10 protein-coding genes are annotated in these 15,686 nt (G+C 56.8%); 4 read left to right on the top strand and 6 right to left on the bottom strand.

Annotated elements, in window-relative coordinates; all coding sequences use genetic code 11:
- Positions 1-245 precede the first annotated feature (245 nt).
- Positions 246-1,022, top strand: coding sequence for a DUF4198 domain-containing protein (locus Q1Q75_RS15810; RefSeq protein WP_300672584.1), 777 nt, complete (start codon positions 246-248; stop codon positions 1,020-1,022).
- Between the two features lie 92 nt (positions 1,023-1,114).
- Positions 1,115-1,507, top strand: a complete 393-nt coding sequence (locus Q1Q75_RS15805; protein ID WP_300672582.1) for a hypothetical protein — start codon at positions 1,115-1,117, stop codon at positions 1,505-1,507.
- An 88-nt stretch (positions 1,508-1,595) separates the two neighbouring features.
- Here Q1Q75_RS15805 and Q1Q75_RS15800 read toward each other — a convergent pair whose 3' ends face one another.
- The 4 genes from Q1Q75_RS15800 to Q1Q75_RS15785 all read right to left on the bottom strand — a co-directional run bounded on the left by Q1Q75_RS15800 (position 1,596) and on the right by Q1Q75_RS15785 (position 6,309).
- Positions 1,596-1,916, bottom strand: coding sequence for a YggL family protein (locus tag Q1Q75_RS15800; protein ID WP_300672580.1), 321 nt, complete (start codon positions 1,914-1,916; stop codon positions 1,596-1,598).
- Between the two features lie 73 nt (positions 1,917-1,989).
- Positions 1,990-4,026: a DUF3488 and transglutaminase-like domain-containing protein gene (locus Q1Q75_RS15795; protein ID WP_300672578.1), complete on the bottom strand. Its 2,037-nt coding sequence runs from the start codon at positions 4,024-4,026 to the stop codon at positions 1,990-1,992.
- A 421-nt stretch (positions 4,027-4,447) separates the two neighbouring features.
- Complete coding sequence (locus Q1Q75_RS15790) at positions 4,448-5,398, bottom strand: DUF58 domain-containing protein (RefSeq protein ID WP_300672576.1); 951 nt, start codon at positions 5,396-5,398, stop codon at positions 4,448-4,450.
- Positions 5,395-6,309 carry a MoxR family ATPase gene (locus Q1Q75_RS15785; RefSeq protein ID WP_300672574.1) on the bottom strand — a complete coding sequence of 305 codons (915 nt, stop codon included), beginning with the start codon at positions 6,307-6,309 and terminating at the stop codon, positions 5,395-5,397. Before Q1Q75_RS15785 ends, Q1Q75_RS15790 begins: the two co-directional genes overlap by 4 nt.
- A 391-nt stretch (positions 6,310-6,700) precedes the next feature.
- On the opposite strand from Q1Q75_RS15785, the gene Q1Q75_RS15780 reads away from it, so the two are divergent.
- Together Q1Q75_RS15780 and Q1Q75_RS15775 are read left to right on the top strand one after the other, a co-directional pair.
- Complete coding sequence (locus tag Q1Q75_RS15780) at positions 6,701-7,531, top strand: HAD family hydrolase (RefSeq protein WP_300672572.1); 831 nt, start codon at positions 6,701-6,703, stop codon at positions 7,529-7,531.
- Positions 7,532-7,936: 405 nt separating this feature from the next.
- On the top strand, positions 7,937-12,148 hold the full coding sequence (locus tag Q1Q75_RS15775) for a DEAD/DEAH box helicase (RefSeq protein WP_300672570.1): 4,212 nt from the start codon (positions 7,937-7,939) through the stop codon (positions 12,146-12,148).
- 557 nt (positions 12,149-12,705) lie between these two features.
- Here the strand turns inward: Q1Q75_RS15775 and Q1Q75_RS15770 are convergent.
- Both Q1Q75_RS15770 and Q1Q75_RS15765 read right to left on the bottom strand, forming a co-directional pair.
- Positions 12,706-13,302: a hypothetical protein gene (locus Q1Q75_RS15770; RefSeq protein ID WP_300672568.1), complete on the bottom strand. Its 597-nt coding sequence runs from the start codon at positions 13,300-13,302 to the stop codon at positions 12,706-12,708.
- Positions 13,303-14,341: 1,039 nt separating this feature from the next.
- On the bottom strand, positions 14,342-15,430 hold the full coding sequence (locus tag Q1Q75_RS15765) for a PDDEXK nuclease domain-containing protein (RefSeq protein WP_300672566.1): 1,089 nt from the start codon (positions 15,428-15,430) through the stop codon (positions 14,342-14,344).
- Positions 15,431-15,686: the final 256 nt, after the last annotated feature.

Genomic DNA, 15,686 nt, shown 5'->3' with positions numbered 1-15,686 from the left:
CTTTATTGTTTGTGTATGAAAACAGTTGACAGGCTAATGCTGTTGTGAGAGTAAATTAAGTAATCGGAACCCGCAGGTTTCAAAAAGAAAAAGTTCGGCATGCAGGATCGTCCCTTGGGTTTGGAGAGGGGCTGAAAAGGAAAAACGTCTGGCCACGAAGGCTGATGCACCGCAACAAGCGGTCTGTCATCCCGTCGTGGCCTTTTTTGTTTTTTATAAACCCAATTTCTTTTTTGGAGGATGGTATGAAACGGTGCAATCGACTTGTTTTTTTGGCTGTTTTTATGGGCTGTTTTGTCTTTGCTGCGAGCCTCAGCGCCCACGAATTCATTATCAAGCCGGTAAAAAACACGGCTGCTATGGGTGAGACGCTCCCCTTCAGTGTCCTTTCCGCCCATGTGTTTATGGTGAGTGAAGAGGTGGAACCCCTGGCCAGCGTGTCGGTGGGGCTGGTTTCCAACGACAGAGAGACGCCGGTCTCCCTGACGGAAAACGCGACTCTGATGACACTTGACGGGGCTGTCTCCCTGGCGGGTGAAGGGACCGCGATCCTCAGTGGCCATCGAAAAGGGGTGATCTGGACCCAGACCACCTCCGGGTGGAAGCAGGCCCCCAAGAGCGCGTGCAAAGGGGTGATCGAAAGCGGCAAGTACGAAAAATTCTGCAAGACCCTGGTGACCTCCGGGCATCCTGACAAGGGCTACGCCAAGGTGCTTGGACAGGCCCTTGAAATTATCCCTGTCACAGACCCTGCGTCGGTGGCCCCCGGTGAGGAGCTGATCGTGAAGGTGCTTTACAAGGGCAAGCCTCTGGCCACCGAAATCCTGGCCACGTATGACGGATTTTCCGGGGATCCCAATACCTACGCATATTACAGCACAACCGGGGCAGACGGGCTCGCGAGGATAAAGGTCACCCATGACGGGACCTGGATGATTCGGGTGGAGAAGAAGGAAGAGGTCCCCACGTCAGAATATGACAAACATGTCATTCGTGCCGTTCTCGTGTTTGGGGTGGGATGATGACAGGGCCGGCTTTTATGCGGAAGCGCTTTGCCTTACGACGCATGGTGTGGCTGATTTGCCTGGTTTTTCTCTGGGGGGGTGGTGACGCCTTGGCGCATGGAACCGGGTTTACCCGGCATGAGGTCTCCGATGCCGTGTCTCTTTCGTTTTATTATGCCACCGGCGATCCGTTGGCGTATTGCTCTGTGGCGGTGTTCTCTCCGGAAAACGCCGAGCTGGAATTTCAGAATGGGCGGACAGACCAGCGGGGTGGGTTTGCGTTTATCCCGAATCACACGGGCACGTGGCGGGTGTTCGTCACCGATGGCAGAGGGCATGCGGTCCGGGCCGAGGTGGCGGTAGAGACGGCGTTGCAGGAAACGGCGGTACTGGAAGGGACCCATCGGATTCCCCCGTTGATGGGGGCTCTTTTTGGTTTCAGTCTGCTGGGGAATGTTTTTCTGGTTCATCGACAAAAAAGAGGGGCGCGTCAGGGACCCTGACGCGCCCCGGGCAAAGGCGCGGTTCCTGAACAGGTCAGGACGGACGGAGGTGTCCAAGGCCGCGCCTTTGCTCAAAAAATTACCCGGGCTATGGGTGCCAGGCGTCAACGAGTTCGCCGACTTCAAAGGAGGTGACATCCTCACGCTTTTCGAGCCAGGCGGTGGTGATCGCGCGGTGCTCTTCAGTGACGCTGCCACGAGCGGCGAGAACCACGAACCCGGCAAAGTCGAAGCGGTCACCGCCGCCGCCGAAATCGAGGGCTGCGGGATCGATCACTTCGTCAAGGAGGTTATCCACAAAGGCATCGAGGGCTTCGTTGGTATTTTCGGCATTGAATTTGATATTGAGGGTAAAGCCAAGCTCCTGGAATTCACCCAGGTGCAGTTTTTTTCTCAGTCGTTTTTTCATGGTTATCCACATCCTGTTTTTTGTGTTGTCCTGATTGAATTGACCCCTGAGTTTACACGAAAAAAATATCCTGTCAAACCCCTGCCTTCCATCCCTGTTTCCGAGGATGGAGTTTCTTCGGGTTGAAACGTGCAACCGCCCGTTTCAATTCACCTTGTTTTTCATGGGTTGCTCCCTCCCTTCCGTAAGTGATTGCCACATAAAGTCGGGTAATGGTCCGTGCCTCCGGGTAGAGGTGGGGCTGTTCTTTTTTGATGCGCTCCAGAAAATCATGAGGGCCGGTGGCGGCATGGCGTGTGAGCCCCTGTTTCTCAAGCTTTCGTTGAAAGAGACGCCAGCTGGCCTGGACGCGTGGTTTTCGTTTTCTTCCCCGCCACTCTACGGCCAGCCAGGCCAGGGACACGATGAGGGCGCAGAAGGCCAGGCCCCAGAGGGTGGCTTTGAGCCATCCGGTCCAGTGTCGGGAGGAGATCCCCAGTTTTTTTAAGAAGTCGTCCTGGAGGGTGTCGGAATAGCCGATGACCTGGGAGTCCCATTGATAGTTGATGGCGTCCCATCCCAGGCGCAGCCGATCGATTCCCCGGGCAAGGAAAGAGGCCCTGTCCCCAAGAAAGAAGGAGGGCCGATCGATCTCAGGGAGCCCGAAGCCCGCGCCCCGGGAGACCCGATCCGGTGCCACCACCGAGGTGGGGTCTACCCGCACCCAGCCCTTGCCGTCGAGCCAGACTTCGGTCCATGCGTGGGCATCGGCCTGGCGGACGATGAGGTAGTCTCCGAAGGGGTTGATGGTGCCGCCGAGGTATCCTCCCACAATCCTTGCGGGGATGCCGGCCGCCCGCATGAGGAAGGTAAAGGCGGATGCGTAGTGTTCGCAATACCCTCTTCGGGTGTCAAAGAGGAACTGGTCCACCCTCTGGCCGCTTAAGGTCGGGGGCGTCAGGGTGTAGAGAAAGTCATGGGTCTCGAGATAGCGAAGCGCTTTTTCCACGATCTCCTCCGGCCCTGTGGCCTCTGCTCTCCACTGGCGGGCCAGGGCACGGCTTCGGGGGTTGGTTCCCTTCGGCGTGAGGGTGAACAGGGCCTCCCAGGGAGTCCACGGGCCGGTGTGGTAGGCGGTGGCGGATTGAAATCGGTAGGCCGTTCCCTTAAGTCCACCGGTGGGTTTTTTAAGGGTGTAGTCGGCGCGGATGCCCGTGACTTTCGGGATCGCCAGGGGCAGGTCCAGGGGGAAAAAACGATCTGTATTTTTTGTTTCAAAAATCATCTCATAGGAGACGGGGCTGGCCGTAGCCTCGATGAAGGCACCGGCTGGGGGCTGGGACGCAGAGCGCCAGGTCTTGCCGTTAAAGGTCTGGAAGACGATGCCGCGGAAGTAGCGTTCATCGGCGGGCGGGATGGGGCCGTCAAAGGTGACGCGAAAGACAGGGGCATCGCTTCGGGCAAGCCGGGAGACACTGCCAGGGGAGAGGGTATCCGAAAAACCAGAGGTGGCCGTCGGGCGGGGGGTGATGCCAAAGAGGTTGCCCTGGATCCGAGGGAAAAAGAAGAAGAGCACCAGGGTCAGGGGAATGGCCGTGCCGGTGATGGCCCCGGACACTTTGAACGCGTCTTTAAGTGGCACCCCAGGGCAGTGGAGGCGGAGCAAAATGGCGGTGATGTGAATCATGGCCCCTACCATGTAAAGGGTCATGGGCAGGGACGCGGAAAAGAAGAGGCTGGAGAGCACCATGAAGTAGGCGATAAAAATGGTAATGAACAGGTCCCGCTCCCGCCTTATCTCCAAGGTCTTCAATCCGGCCATGACGCACAGGAGGCTCGCTCCGAAGGTGTTGTCTATGATCCCCCCGGTGGAGAGAAAGACCCCTGCAAACCCCAGGAGGGTCAGGCCGGTGCGGAAGACCATCCGGGGAAGGGGCCAGCGTCGGGTCTCAGACAGGGCCGCGTACCCCCAGAACCCGATACACCACATCGGAATCCAGGGGTTGAGGTGGGGGATGTGGGGCAGCAGCCCCGCCCCCAGCGCCGCCACAAGGGAGGGCAGAGACCCTGTAACCGACTCCTCCCGGGGATGTCGGCCCTTCTTCGTTGAATGGGTGAACTCTGTATTCAAAAGACTGCCTTCTCTGGTTAAAGTATGGGGCAAAAGCGTGCCTTCTATGGTTAAAGTGGCCCAAAAAAATGCCTCCGGCGGCAAGGTGTGCCACCTTGAAAGCAGGTTGCAAATGCGCTTTGCCCTTCGCTTGTCGCGCCGTAGCCCATTGGCGTTGTTCGAATGGTGACGCATTGACATGGTCGTAGGCGGATTCCTCAGGTCAAATCACATTTGCCTTAGGTTTTAGATTGACCCAAGTTTTTTTAGAGGCCTGTTTGGCAACCTTTTCAAAAGGTGGGCCCCCGGCAGGGCCGCCGGAGGCATCTTTAACCTGGCTGCCTCCGGCGGCAAGGTGGCGCCACCTTGAAAGCGGGTTTGCGAATGCGCATCGGGTTTCGTCACCGGTCATTCCGGGCTGCAATGCGTCCGCATTCGCGAGCTATGCCATCATGGCCAGCGAGGTGAGGCATCGGTCCCGGTGGGCGATGTTGCGGGGCTCGGCCGGTTTGATGGTGATGCCGGGCACCATGAGCCCATAGGGGAGCCCTTGTTGGTGGGCTTCCAGGATCAGGTGGCAGAGGTGGCGGATTTTTGTCTCTCGGGAGGGGGTGTGGATGTGGCCCCAGGAGATAAAGACCGCGCTGCCATGGTCCGCCTCAAAGGTTTTTGTCCAGACGCCTTGCCCGCGGGCCAGGGTTTTCCAGGCGATGCGATGGGTCGGGTCTCCGGGTTGGTAAGGCCGAAGCTCTTTAAAATCATCGGTCCCCGGGCGCTTTAACTCTCCGGTGCCGTCACCGGTGCTGGGATCCTGGGCGACCACAAAGGGATGGGTCAAGGGCTTTGGAAAGACCAGGCAGTCGGTGTTGATGCGGATCACCACCCAGGTGCGAAACAGCCCGAAGGGGTAAGTGGAACTCAGGATCAGGCCCTCGGGGTGAAAGAGCCCCCGTTTTTCTGTGGCATGGGGGACGCGAAAGGTCACGGTTTCTCCTGAGGGCACATCCCGGGTGATGCGTTCTTCGTCTTGAAAACCCACTGAAATTTTGTAGCGGGAGGCGGTGTTGGCCTTGAGGGCCAGGTCAAACCAGAGGCGATCCCCGGCAAAGGCGAGGTCGTGCTTTTCCGAGACCAGGGTGAGCTCTTTCAGGTTTTTCTGGGTGTAGAGGGTCGACATCAAGGCCATGGCTGCCAGGAGAAAGGCAAAGAGAAATCCGGCGTTGTCGTTGTAATTCATGGATCCGGCGACCATGGCCAGTACCACCCCGGCGAAGAGGGCGCCCTGATGGGTGGGCAGGATGTAGATGCGGACGCTGCGAAGGGGGATAGGAACGCCACGGCGTGGCCCCCGTGCCCAGAATTTTAGGGCGGCATGTCGAAGGACTCCGCTCACGGTATCGGTACCTCCCTAAGGAGGTTCTGAAGTTGCTGGAAGGTGTATTCGGCCCGGGTGTCCCGGGACAGAAGACGGTGGCCGGCGATATAGGGGAAGACGGCCTGGAGGTCCTCGGGGATGACGTGATCCCGTCCCTGGAGACAGGCCCAGGAGCGGGTGGTGTGTAGAATCGCGAGTCCGGCCCTCGGGGAGAGCCCCTGGGTGAAGTGGGGGGTGTTGCGGGTAAAATCGAGGACATCCTGCACATAGTCTAAAAAGGAGCCGGAGACATGTATCTTGGCAATTTCGGCCCGAATGGCCATGACCTGCTCGGTGTCCAGCACCGGTTGGATTTTTTCAATGACGTGTTTGCGATTCCCTTTTTCGAGGAGCTCCCGTTCGGCTTTCCGGTCCGGGTAGCCAACGCTGATCCGCATGAGAAAACGGTCGAGCTGGGATTCTGGCAGCGGATAGGTGCCGGACTGCTCCAGGGGGTTCTGGGTGGCGATGACGAAAAAAGGTTTCGCCAGGGGATAGCTTTTCCCCTCCACAGTCACCTGCCACTCTTCCATGGCCTCTAACAGGGCGCTCTGGCTTTTGGGGGTGGCCCGGTTGATCTCATCGGCCAGGAGCACCTGGGTAAAGATCGGGCCTTTGTGAAAGACAAAGCTGCCGCTCTTCTGGTCAAAAATGGAGACGCCCAGAAGATCCCCGGGGAGCATGTCGCTGGTGTACTGCATGCGGGTAAAGTCTAACCCCAGGGAGCGCGAGAGGACCTTGGCCAGGGTGGTCTTGCCGATGCCTGGCCGGTCTTCGATGAGCAGGTGTCCCCCGGCAAACAGGCAGGTAATGGCCAGCTTGACCTCGTGGGTTTTGCCGAACACCACCTCGCTGATGGTGTTAATAATATCATCAAACGCTTTTTTCATGATGGCCTCGCAAAAAAGTCAGACGCACCCCGCCGTCGATAAACGGCCTCCGGGTGACACCCGTCGACCTGAGGGTGGGGAAGATGCACGGCACGACGTGGCCGTTTGCCGGTGAATGGCTTGGGGCTCGGAGGGTTGCTCTTTCCAGTGGCGTGTTAATCTATGAATAATACGTGGTTGGGGTCACTCAAGTCAAATGTTTCCGACCTGACAGGAGGTTCACCCCGGAAGGGGCGCTCAGACTTTGGGGGTAGACCCTGAGCCGCGGGCAGTCGGCCTCCAGCCTTTGGTGTTCCAAATTGAGCCGACATGGGAATCATGGTAGGATGCATTTTTACCGTAACGATTCAGCTTATGTGATGTTCAGTTATAACCCGAGGGCAGACGACCCATGCAGCGTATGATGATTACCGATTTTGACGGCACCCTGTTCCGCAGCGACCGCACGGTGGCGGAAAAAGATATGGAGAGCCTCCGCAGGCTGGGAGAGGCCGGGGTGATCCGCGTCATCGCCACCGGGCGCAATCTCTATTCCTTTATGAAGGCGGCTCCGGCAGATCTGCCGGTGGATTACCTTGTTTTTTCCACGGGCGTGGGCATCGCCCGGTATCCCAACCCGATGGAGAACATGATCCGAGAGGCGAGCCTTTCCCATGAAGCCTGCCTCTATATTAAGGACGTCTTTGATTCCTTCGGCTTCGACTACATGGTCCATGGGGCCATGCCCCACGGCCACCGGTTTGTCTACCATCGCAACACCCCTGAAAATTCCGATTTTGATACCCGGCTCTCGTTTTACGAGGGACTCTCAGAGCCCATCGGCGGCCGATTCTCCGGTCCGGCGTCGCAGTTTCTCGCCATCACGCCTGAGACACGCGTCAGTGACCTTTTTGCCTCGGTCTCAGAGGCCCTGGCCGATTTTACCGTGATCCGAACCACCTCGCCTTTTAATGGCACCAGCACCTGGCTGGAGGTCTTCCCCAAAGGGATCTGCAAAAGTGAAGCCGTCTCCTACCTTGCCGGTTTGTGCGGTATCCCGGTCTCCCACACCATGGCCGTGGGCAACGACTACAATGACGAAGATCTGCTCCACTGGTCCGGTCAGGGCTTTGTGGTGGGCAACGCGCCCACCGATTTGAAGTCGGCCTTTGCCACCGTTTCGGACAACGACACCTGCGGGGTCTCGGAAGCCATTGAGCGTTGGACGCCTCCTTTTTTTTGATTCTTTAACTCTTTACATCGTAGATGAACGCACATTGTAACTATTCAGCTTGTGCCTCCGGCGGCCCTGACGGGGGCTAAACTTTTGAAAAGTTTAACAAACAGGTTATAAAAATTATTCACGATTAGATTTCATTTTAAAAGCGGATGTGATTTGACCCGAGGAATCCGCCTACGCAAAAGCCTCCGGCGTGACAAGTCCGCCTACGCCCATGTCTATGCGTTACCACGCGACGAACGTTAATGGGCTACGGCGCGACAAGCGATCCGTCTTCGCCTGCGGCTACGCCGTGACATAGGGGCAAAACGCATTCGCAACCTGCTTTCAAGGTGGCACACCTTGCCGCCGGAGGCTGCTTTTTTACCGCGCAATCGCCTTAACCGATGACGTACAGGAGACCTTTTGATGTTGCCAGCACCCCCGGACCTGATGTCGGCATATGACCGGCTGCCTCCTTTAGAGAAAAAGATCGTTGAGGTTTTATCGATGGCGTACCAGCGGTTGAACCAGACCCAGCTTTTGGCCTGCCTGGTGGCCTTGCAGGTGAGAACGGATAACGGCAAGGCTTTCGATTCAGGGAAAAAAAACGCCATGCTCAAAATGTTTCGGCCGCAGCTCGATTCCCTGTTGAGCCTGGGGATCCTGGAGGGGAAAAGCCGCAGCCTGCTTGTGGTTGACCGCCGCGTGGTTGAGCCCATCACCCGGCGGCTGGCGGGCGACACGGGATTTCTGGCCATGGCTGAAACCATTCAAGAGGTCCTGGCGCTGACGGATGAGGGGCTTTGTTCTTCTCAGAATCTGGAGATAGGTCGGTTGGTCGCCGTCATGCGGCTCCTTTTTTATCAGAAGAAGGTGACGCAGGCCACCGAACTGTATCACGACCACATAAAGCGGATCAGCCAGGGCATGACACAGCTTTCGGTTTGGAAAGAGATCTGCTGCCGCCCCTTTGACCCGGACTGGTTCAGGTTGCTGTCACCGGAGATCCATACCTTATACCTGATGGAGCCTTTGGTCGCGGATGAGATGTCCTGGGATAACAGTGCCCCCCACGCCGGCTATGCGGAGCAGCTGGTGGACGAGGGCTCAGATCGGTGTGAGGCTGTGTTGCAGGGCGTGGTCCTTGAAAAATGGATGCTGACCGGCCAGCGCGAGCGTCTGGATGCCTGGCTGGAGACTCAAGGGGAGGCGAATCCAGAAAACAGCCTGTGCCTGAAGGGATGGCTCGCTTTTGAAGACGGCCGGGATGCTGAGGCGATCGCCTGCTATGAAGCGGCGCTGGTGCTCTTGAACAAAGGCTCACGCTCCCGCAAGAAGATCTTTTTTCCCCATTTTACGGGCATTATCTTTCTCCTGGCCCTGATCAGGGAGGGCAGCAGCGAGAGCCTGGACCAGGCGAAGGGATATCTCGCCATTGGAACGCGTTCGGTGGAGAGGTTTTGGGGGGTTTATAGCCTTCTGGAGATGGTTCTGGATTGCCTGACCGGTCGGGCCAGGGGGGTCGACACGATCACTCAGACGATTACTTGGGAGTATCGGTGGGGATTTTCGGCGGATCACCTCCTTCCATTTTTTACCTTTTTTGCGTGCTATTGGATGGATCAACAGGTGGCGAAAGGTGAGCTGAAAAAGATTCAGAGGTTGCATGAGTCTGCCTCGAAGAGGCCGTATTCCTGGTTTACCCGGGAGCTGGAAGGCTTGGTCCAGTGCCTCTCCGGCACAAAGGAAGAACAAAATGAGAGCAGTAAGGCCACTGGCCTGACCGAACTGACGCAAGGGGTCAAGGTTTGGGAGCATACCCTGAAGGCCTTGCTCCAGATTCATGACCATGCACCGGCAAGGACGGTATCCGAGGTCCCGGAGTATGACCGGCGTATGGTCTGGTTTTTTGACCCGGATTATGACGAAGTCACATGCCTGAGCCCCCGGGAGCAGAAGATCAACGCCAAAGGGCATTGGACCAAGGGCCGGGCCGTTGCCTTGAAACGTCTGTGTGAAGAGCTTCACCAATTCCCCTACCTGACCGATCAGGATAAGAAAATCTGCAGCCATATCTACGCCCATCACTATAAGGATGGTTGGTACACCAATGTGGAGTATGTCTTTAATGGCAGTCCTCTGCCCGATGCCGTGGGACACCCGCTTCTTTTTTTAGATGACGGCATCACCCGGGTGGAGCTGATTGAAGGCAAGCCCGAGTTGATTATCGAAAACCAGGGCGCCCAGGGGCTGGAGGTAACCTTGTTTCCGGAGCCGGATCTTTACAGGGTCGAGACGGACAGCCATCAGGTGGTTGAAGAGACGCCGACCCGGTTTAAGCTGATCACTTTAGATACGAACTATCGCAAGATCGCCGAGGTTCTGGGCCATGGGCTCATGGTGCCGGCTTCGGGGGAGGCCACCCTTCGGGAGGTGATCAGCTCCCTGGCCGGTGACATCACCATTGTTTCAGACATCGAAGGCAGCAACGGCCAGATCGCCGAGACCGAGGCGGATGCACATATTCATGTGCATCTCTCGCCGTTGGGGCAGGGCCTGAAGGCTTCCCTGGTGGTTCGGCCCTTTGGCGATGGCGGCCCCTCCTATGCACCGGGCCGTGGGGGAAAAAACGTGATCGCCCAGGTTAAGGGGCGTCAGGTGGCGACCACGCGGGACCTTTTGCAGGAGGGCGCGGAGGTGGAGGCCCTTGTCGATGCCTGTCCCTCGCTGCAACGAGCGGAAGCGGAGCTGGGTGAGTGGTGCTTCCCCGAGGTGGAGGAGGCCCTGGAGCTGATCCAGGAGATGGATGCGCAAGGGGAGCGTATCATCCTTTCCTGGCCCGAAGGCAAGCCCTTTACCCTGGAAGGGACGGCTTCGCTTCATCAGTGCCGGTTGAACATCAAAAAAGAGGACGACTGGTTTGCCATGACCGGCAGTGTGGAGGTGGATGAACAGCTCACCCTGGACATGAAGGCCCTTCTCACCCTGTTTGAAAAAAGTCCAGGCCGGTTTGTCGAGATCGGAAAAGGCCGGTTCGTGCAATTGACCAAGGCGTTTCAAAAACGGCTGGGAGAGCTGGGACGGTATTCGGAGCCCCATGGCAAGGGCGTCCGGTTTCATCCCCTGGCGGCCTTTGCCCTTGAGGGCGTGGTTGAGGACGCACACAAGGTGCGAACCGATAAGGCGTGGAAAGCCCATATCGCCAAGTTCCAACAGGGTACGGAGGCGCTTCCGCCGGTGCCTTCCACGCTGGATGCGGAGCTGCGTGAGTATCAAGAGGAGGGCTATCACTGGATGGGTCGCCTTTCAGCCTGGGGGGTCGGGGCCTGCCTGGCCGACGACATGGGGCTGGGAAAAACCCTCCAAACCCTGGCGATGCTTGTGACCCATGCCCCGCAGGGACCCTCCCTGGTCATCGCCCCCACCTCGGTGTGCATGAACTGGATGGCAGAAGCCCAGCGGTTTGCGCCGACCTTACATTTTATCTCCCTGGCCGGATACAACCGGAAAAAAATTCTGGACGCGGCCGGACCCTTTGATGTGGTGGTCTGCAGCTACGGCCTGATGCAGCAGAAGACCGTGGCCGCCTTGCTATCGGCCGTCTCCTGGCAGATGGCCGTCCTGGATGAAGCCCAGGCCATTAAAAATAACGCCACCCAGCGATCCCGTGCGGCCATGCAGCTTCACGCGGCCTTTAAGCTGATCCTCACCGGCACGCCCATCGAGAATCACCTGGGCGAGCTGTGGAACCTCTTTCAGTTTATCAACCCCGGTCTTTTAGGGTCCCTTGAGCGGTTCAATAAAAAGTTTGCGATCCCCATCGAAAAACATGGAGAAAACCAGGCGAGAAAGGACCTGAAACGGTTGATTCAGCCCTTTATGCTGCGCCGTCTCAAAAGCCAGGTGATGGAGGAACTGCCCGCCCGCACCGAGATCCGGCTCGATGTTGACTTAAGCAAAGAGGAGATGGCCTTTTACGAGGCCCTGCGCCGGCAGGCCCTGGAACGGATCTCAGACGATGACGAGACCCATGCGGGCAAAAAACACCTGAAGATCCTGGCGGAGATTACCAAATTGCGGCAGGCTTGTTGCCACAGCGAGCTGGTCAACAAAGAGGTCTCGCTTCCCAGCAGCAAGCTGAGCGTGTTCTCCGAAATCCTCGAAGAGCTTCTGCAAAACCGGCACAAGGCCCTGGTCTTCAGCCAGTTTGTCGGCCATCTCTCTCTGATTCGAAAGGCCCTGGATGAGGCCGGGGTCGCCTACCAGTACCTCGACGGCAGCACCCCGACCGCCCAGCGCAAAACAGCCATCGACGCCTTTCAGGCAGGGGAAGGCGATGTCTTTCTCATCAGCCTGAAAGCAGGCGGCGTGGGTCTCAACCTCACCGCCGCAGACTATGTGATCCACATGGACCCCTGGTGGAACCCCGCCGTGGAGGACCAGGCATCAGACCGCGCCCATCGCATCGGTCAGACCCGCCCTGTTACCATCTATCGCCTGGTCGCCCGGGGCACGGTGGAGGAGAAGATCGTGGGGATGCACAACCGAAAACGAGACCTTGCCGACAGTCTGCTGACAGGCAGTGACGTCAGCGGTAAGATGTCTACCGGAGAGCTGTTGGAGCTGATTCGGGAGTAAAATAGGGGGGGGGAAGAGTGCCTCCGGCGGCGAGGTGTGCCACCTCGAAAGCGGGTTTGCGAATGCGCCACGGTTGTCGGTATTCCGGGTTGAAATGCGTCCGCATTCGCGTGGAGGGTGAAGCCCGGCACCCGTCGTTGCAGGAGATGACGATGTCATTGTACCGAAAAATACCTTAAAAGCCGGGTTGCGGTTGCCCTTGAATGGTTATTCGGTGGCCTGGCTCATGGCCTCTTTCTGCAAAAAGTTTCGCAAAAACGTTTCAGCCCGTAGGGTGCGGCTCCCGCACCGTTCAACGTCACGCAAACGGCCTGCCCCGTCTCAACACGTATCACAAAATGCGGCGTTACAGGCTTATCGGACGTTAAGCGGTGCGCACGGCGCACCCTACCTTTCACATCGACACGGTTACCAAAAGACAGACCCTTGATATGGTTTCCTTCCTCCTCGTCCATGCCGCACCGGAGTGCGGCGCTCCAGGGAAGACGAGTGTTCAGGGGGTGAAAAGGCGGATGGCCGAAACGATGATTAAGGCCCAATTTTAAATGGCGCGTTGTTCATTTTTCATCACTCATATCAAAAATCTCCATTTTGAACTGAGCCCCCTCGTGGCTGGCCAGAATTTGCCCGAGTTCGTACCAACTCATCTTCTTGCCGTCGATGATGAGAGCAGGACTCTCCCCGTCAGTCTTCTCGTCCCAAGTTATTCGTCCCCGGATCACAGCCTCGTCTGTAAGATCGTACGGGGCGTCTTCTCCCCCTGGCTTTAGATGCCTTTTGGCGAGTCCCCGTTTTATCTTCTCTATCAACTGTCCAAAGAGCGAAAAAAGGTCGCAGACCGCCATATCGATAATTTCAAACTCATACCCCTCGGCCTCTTCCTCTCGTACCTCAATGGCCGTGATGGAGACCTTGTCCCCAAAAAGACGGGTAAAAAACCGAAAGGTGTGCTCGTTTTTTTCGACATCGGCCAGGGTGACGGGGTGGAAGTCCAGGTGTTCAAAGGGAATATCAAGGCCCTTTGCTATCATGGCGTTAAAGCACGCAGAGCAGATAAAACGCTGCTTATTGTCATGGGTAAGAAAAACCCCGTTGGTTGATGAGACGACGGCTCCGCAGTCTGTGCATTGGGTTCCTTGGGGGGGATTGGGCATGGAAGGGCTCCTCGCAGGTAAGTGGGGTGTAAAAAACGATGCTTTTTTATAGTCAAAGTTGGGTTAAGAATGAAGATTAAATAAAACGGCTAAAATTGCCTCCGGCGGCTCTGCCGGGGGCCAGATTTTTGATTCGCCTTCGCCCAAGGGCTACGGCGCGACAAGAAAGTTAGATAAACAGGTTTTGAAAATATATCGAGACTCTATCACTCGATGTAGCCTGTATCTTTTGCATGCGTTCCTTGACCTCAAAAACTTTCCATACACCCGTTATCACATCTCAACAAACGACTCCTTTCCATCGGTATTACGTTTATGCCGCGGCGGAGCACGGCGCGCCCGAAAATCCATGCCTTTGAGGCTTTAAAGAGAGTACGACTCACCGAAAGCCCACACCGCAAGGGGTTTGACTACGGTCGGAAGCACGACACCCTCCTGGGCGCGCCGTGCTCCGTCGCGGCTTTTTTGTCGGGGGCATCCCCCACAGTGACAGCTCTGATGCCTTGAATATGGGTGCACTCGAATAGTGAAATATCCGGGTTAGGAGCGATCCGTCTTCGCTTGCTGCGTGGGGGCAAAGCGCATCGGGAAACTGCTTGGCTGTCAATGGTGGAGACCTCTGCGTTGTTTTATTATAGGACAACGCCTCTCCCCCTCGAACAGCCGATTTGTTGTGACGGGTACAGACGCTACAATAATTTTATTGGAGTCTATTATGGCTATTGGGCTCCACAAACTGATTTGTTGCAGGTGCAGACTCCACAACCAGCCTAAAGACGTCTCGGCCTTCCGCCATGTTGATCCATGTCGGAAAGCATAAGGTGGCAGATTGATGACCACTGCCCGGCTTAAGGGTGGGAGCGGTGAGAGCATCGGGACGATAGGGTGGCATAGGCCTTGATCATCATTTTGGCCCTCTTTGTGTTGACCTGATCACCTGAGTTATAAAATTTGGCTGCATCGCATAGAGGACATGGATTCCCGCCTTCGCGGGAAAGACGCAACGAAAGAGTGATATTCGTCCACCAACCACTCCCCCTTACCCATGATCCCCTTCTTCCCGGTCGTGTTCCAACTGCGCCTGGACTTTTTCCCGCTCCCTCTCCAGCTCGCGCTTCAGCTCCGCTTCGGTGGGCAAATACGGAAGGTACTTGGCGGCAAAGAGTTGCGCGTTATCTGTGAGTACCGAATATTTAACAACGGCCTCGCTTTTTTGGCTGCAGAGGATCAGGCCGATGGTGGGGTTATCGGCTAAGTCCCGGTGGTGGTGATCATAGATGCGGACGTAGCTGTCCATCTGACCGACGTCCTGGTGGGTGAGCTTGCCCAGTTTTAGGTCAATCAAGAGAAAACATTTCAGCTTAAAATTGTAGAAGACGAGGTCGATGTAAAAGTCCTGGTCTTCGGTGCGGAGGCGCTGTTGGCGGGCCACAAACGCAAACCCCTTGCCCAGTTCCAGCAGAAAGGCCTGGAGGTTGTCCAGAAGGCCCTGTTCCAGGTCGGCCTCCAGCAGGTGCTGGTTCGGCAGGTTTAGAAAATCGAGGACGTAAGGGTCCCTGAGATAATGCTTGCACGGGGGGTCGACAAGCTCATCCGTTTTGGTTTCGGCCTCTTTCCTTACAGGGCTCTTCTCCTGGCTGGAGAGTAGCCGCTCGTAATAAAGTTTTTCGATCTGGCGATCCAGGGCGCGGACGCTCCAGTGCTGGTTTATGGCTTCCTGCTGGTACCACGATCTGGCATCGGGGTTTTCCAGGCGACTCAGGGTATTGTAGTGGGACCAGCTCAATTCGAGAGACACTGTCTCTTGAATTGGGAAGGCCTGGTAAAAGCGCCGCATGTTTCGCAGGTTGCTTACATCAAAGCCTTTGCCGAACTCCTGGGTCAATCTCTCCGAAAGGGATTGAAGCTGTTTTTTTCCATAGGCGGCTCGGGTGTTGCCCTGCTGCTCATGTTCAATAATGAGGCGCCCGATCTGCCAGTAGCTCTGAACCATGGCGTCATTGACGGCGCGTTGGACCTTTGTACGGGCGGTGCGGATGACGGTTGCGATTTCGTGGAGCAGGGATGTCAGTTCAGGGGAGGGCGCAGGGTGAGCACCTACAGCATTCAACGGTTTGGAATCATCCATTTTCGGCCTCCGGGAGTCTTTTGGTATTCAGGCTCAGGATATTGGCCGTGAGCCCTTCTTGTGGCGGCAGACTTATTATTAGCCATACGGCAACGCACCCGACAATTCAACCTAACCCGGATATTTCACGAGTTGGGTGCGTTCATATGCAAGGCATCAGAGCTGAAGATGTAGTGGTTTACCTCAAAGCTCTGATAACGCGGCAGATGAGTGCACCCGGCTCGCCCGAAGGGTGAGAAAATCAGACAGAATACCG

The sequence above is a fragment of the Desulfoluna sp. genome, from assembly GCF_030145185.1.
GTDB lineage: Bacteria > Desulfobacterota > Desulfobacteria > Desulfobacterales > Desulfolunaceae > Desulfoluna.
The sequence above is the reverse complement of the archived record's forward strand: the minus strand, read 5'-3'. Positions and strand labels throughout refer to the sequence as shown.

Excerpts from the sequence above, each read along its gene's own strand:
- Q1Q75_RS15775 (WP_300672570.1), top strand. The coding sequence starts at position 7,937 with ATGTTGCCAGCACCCCCGGACCTGATGTCGGCATATGACCGGCTGCCT.
- Q1Q75_RS15800 (WP_300672580.1), bottom strand. The coding sequence starts at position 1,916 with ATGAAAAAACGACTGAGAAAAAAACTGCACCTGGGTGAATTCCAGGAG.
- Q1Q75_RS15780 (WP_300672572.1), top strand. The coding sequence starts at position 6,701 with ATGCAGCGTATGATGATTACCGATTTTGACGGCACCCTGTTCCGCAGC.
- Q1Q75_RS15765 (WP_300672566.1), bottom strand. The coding sequence starts at position 15,430 with ATGGATGATTCCAAACCGTTGAATGCTGTAGGTGCTCACCCTGCGCCC.
- Q1Q75_RS15770 (WP_300672568.1), bottom strand. The coding sequence starts at position 13,302 with ATGCCCAATCCCCCCCAAGGAACCCAATGCACAGACTGCGGAGCCGTC.
- Q1Q75_RS15785 (WP_300672574.1), bottom strand. The coding sequence starts at position 6,309 with ATGAAAAAAGCGTTTGATGATATTATTAACACCATCAGCGAGGTGGTG.
- Q1Q75_RS15810 (WP_300672584.1), top strand. The coding sequence starts at position 246 with ATGAAACGGTGCAATCGACTTGTTTTTTTGGCTGTTTTTATGGGCTGT.